4 protein-coding genes are annotated in these 3,120 nt (G+C 70.1%); all 4 read left to right on the forward strand.

Translation table 11 applies throughout. The features are described 5' to 3' along the window. The coding region (locus ABZS64_RS39160; RefSeq protein WP_355839973.1) for a sugar phosphate isomerase/epimerase family protein at positions 1-417 on the forward strand (417 nt) is incomplete at its 5' end. Further along, positions 414-1,055, forward strand: coding sequence for an EboA domain-containing protein (locus ABZS64_RS39165; protein ID WP_355839980.1), 642 nt, complete (start codon positions 414-416; stop codon positions 1,053-1,055). The genes ABZS64_RS39160 and ABZS64_RS39165, both read left to right, overlap by 4 nt. Continuing rightward, the gene (locus ABZS64_RS39170) at positions 1,055-1,903 is read left to right on the forward strand and encodes a TatD family hydrolase (RefSeq protein WP_355839975.1); all 849 of its coding nucleotides are present in this window, start codon (positions 1,055-1,057) and stop codon (positions 1,901-1,903) included. The genes ABZS64_RS39165 and ABZS64_RS39170 overlap by 1 nt, the downstream gene beginning before the upstream one ends. 12 nt (positions 1,904-1,915) lie before the next feature. Then, positions 1,916-3,085, forward strand: a complete 1,170-nt coding sequence (eboE, locus tag ABZS64_RS39175; RefSeq protein ID WP_355839978.1) for a metabolite traffic protein EboE — start codon at positions 1,916-1,918, stop codon at positions 3,083-3,085. The last annotated feature ends 35 nt before the right edge of the window (positions 3,086-3,120 follow it).

A 3,120-nucleotide genomic window follows, 5' to 3' on the forward strand; every position in this document is an offset into this window, starting at 1 on the left:
GACGCCCGCATCCCGCTCGCCATCGAGCCCGAGCCCGGTCATCTCCTGGCCACCCTCGCCGACTTCCACCACCTCCGCGGCATCCTCGGCGACCCAGAACCCCTCGGCCTCACCCTCGACATCGGCCACTGCCAGTGCCTCGAACCCGCCCCGCCCGCCGACTGCATACGCGACGCGGGCCCCTGGCTACGCCACGTCCAGATCGAGGACATGCGCCGCGGCGTCCACGAACACCTCCCCTTCGGGGACGGCGAGATCGACTTCCCGCCCGTACTCGAAGCCCTCGCCGCCACCGGCTACCGCGGCCTGACCGTCGTCGAACTGCCCCGCCACTCCCACGCCGGCCCCGAACTCGCCCGCGCCTCCATCGAGTTCCTCCGCTCGCAGACCCCAGTGAAGGGAGCGCCGACATGGTGACGCAGACCCGCAAGGAACTCGACGCCCAACTCCCCGACGATGCTCACGCCTGGCTCGACGAAGCACTCGCCGAGGCCGCCCGCGCCGCCTCCGAGTCGCCCTCGGCCGAGTCGCCTCCGGCCGAGCCGTCCCCGTACGCCGTACCTGCCTGGGAGTTCCGTTTCGCCTCGGCCGGCCGGGTCTGCGGCCAGCACCACGCCGACTCCGTACGCACCCTGCTCCTCATCGAGGCCCGCGCCGACAGCGCCACCCTCACCCGGCTCTACCACCAGGGCACCGCCGCCGAACGCCGTGCCGTGCTCCTCGCCCTCCATCACCTCCTCGAAGGTCCCGTCGCTCTTCCGCTCGTCGAGGACGCCCTGCGTACCAACGACACCCGGCTCGTCGCGGCTGCCGTCGGCCCGTATGCCGCCGAGCACCTCGACCCGCACTCCTGGCGGCACGCCGTCCTCAAGTGTCTGTTCACCGGTGTGCCCGTCGACGCTGTCGCCCACCTCCAAAGTCGCGCCGAGGGCGACAGCGAGCTGGCCAGGATGCTCGCCGACTACGCCACCGAGCGCACCGCCGCCGGCCGCGACGTGCCCCCCGACCTCAATCGCGTGTTGACCCTGACCGGCGAGCAGTCCGAGGAGTCCTGATGCGCATCTTCGACCCCCACATCCATATGACCTCCCGCACCACCGACGACTATCAGGCCATGTACGACGCCGGTGTCCGTGCCCTTGTCGAACCGTCCTTCTGGCTGGGCCAGCCCCGCACCTCGCCCTCCTCCTTCTTCGACTACTTCGACGCCCTGCTCGGCTGGGAGCCGTTCCGTGCCGCCCAGTACGGCATCTCCCACCACTGCACACTCGCCCTCAACCCCAAGGAAGCGAACGACCCCCGCTGCACCCCAGTCCTCGACGCCCTGCCCCGCTATCTCGTCAAGGACAACGTCGTCGCGGTCGGCGAGATCGGCTACGACTCGATGACCCCCGCCGAGGACACCGCGCTGGCCGCCCAGCTCCAGCTCGCCGCCGACCACGGCCTGCCCGCCCTCGTCCACACCCCGCACCGCGACAAACTCGCGGGCCTCCACCGCACTGTTGACGTCATCCGCGAATCCGCGCTCCCCACGGAACACGTGCTCCTCGATCACCTCAATGAAACGACCGTAAAGCACGCCACTGACAGTGGCTGCTGGCTCGGTTTCTCCATCTACCCGGACACCAAGATCGACGAGGACCGGATGGTCGCGATCCTCAAGGCGTACGGAACCGAGAAGGTGCTGGTCAACTCCGCCGCCGATTGGGGCAAGAGCGATCCGCTCAAGACCCGCAAGGTCGGCGACGCGATGCTCGCCGCCGGATTCAGCGAGGACGACGTCGACCAGGTCCTGTGGCGCAACCCGGTCGCCTTCTACGGGCTCAGCGGCCGCCTCCAGCTCGACATCCCCGAACCGGAGTCCCTGCACGAGGGCAACTCCATCCTCCGCGGCGGGGAATGAGGAGGCCGACGCATGCGCTTCCGCCACCCCGACGGCACCACCGTCCACCTCTCGTACTGCACCAACGTCCACCCCGCGGAGACCCTCGACGGTGTCATCGCCCAACTGCGTGACCACTGCGAGCCGGTACGCAAACGCCTCGGCCGCGACCGCCTGGGCATCGGCCTCTGGCTGGCCAAGGACGCGGCCCACGCCCTGATCACAGACCCGGCGGCACTGCGCGGTCTGCGCGCCGAACTCGACCGCCGCGGCCTGGAGGTCGTCACCCTCAATGGCTTCCCCTATGAGGGATTCGGCGCTGAAGAGGTCAAGTACCGCGTCTACAAGCCCGACTGGGCCGACCCGGAACGGTTGGCACACACCACCGACCTGGCTCGCCTTCTCGCAGCCCTCCTCCCCGACGACGCCACGGAAGGCACCATCTCCACCCTCCCCCTGGCCTGGCGCACGACCTTCGGCGCTACGGCGGCCGAGGCCGCGCACACCGCACTCACCACCCTCGCCGAGCGCCTGGACGCTCTGGAGGAGCTGACCGGCAAGTCAATACGTATCGGTCTGGAGCCGGAGCCCGGCTGCGTCGTCGAGACCACGGCGGAGGCGATGCGTCCCCTCGCCGCGATCGCGTCCCGCCGCATCGGCATCTGCATCGACACCTGTCATCTCGCCACCTCCTTCGAGGATCCGCAGACTGCCCTCGCCGCACTCATCGCGGCGGGCATCACCATTCCCAAGGCGCAGCTGTCCGCCGCGCTCCACGCCGAAGAACCTCACCTTCCCGAAGTGCGGGCAGCGTTAGATGCCTTCGCCGAACCGCGCTTCCTGCATCAGACCCGCACCCGCACCGCCGCCGGGTTGCGCGGCACGGACGACCTCGACGAAGCCCTCGCGGGCCAGACGCTGCCCGAGGCCGCCCCCTGGCGCGCGCACTTCCATGTCCCCCTGCACGCCCCGCCGGCCCTGCCACTCACCTCCACCCTCCCCGTACTCCAGGACACGCTGACCCGGCTCGTCGGCGGGCCGGTTCCGTTGACGCGGCATCTGGAGGTGGAGACGTACACCTGGCAGGCCCTCCCACCCGAACTGCGCCCCCGTAACCGAACCCAGCTCGCCGACGGGATCGCCGCCGAACTCGCCCTGGCCCGTGACCTGTTGACCGACCTCGGCCTGAAGGAACTCCCATGACGGACGCCCCGAACCCCACCCCCCTCCTGGTCCTG

This window comes from Streptomyces sp. NPDC005408 (genome assembly GCF_040606445.1).
Taxonomy (GTDB): domain Bacteria; phylum Actinomycetota; class Actinomycetes; order Streptomycetales; family Streptomycetaceae; genus Streptomyces.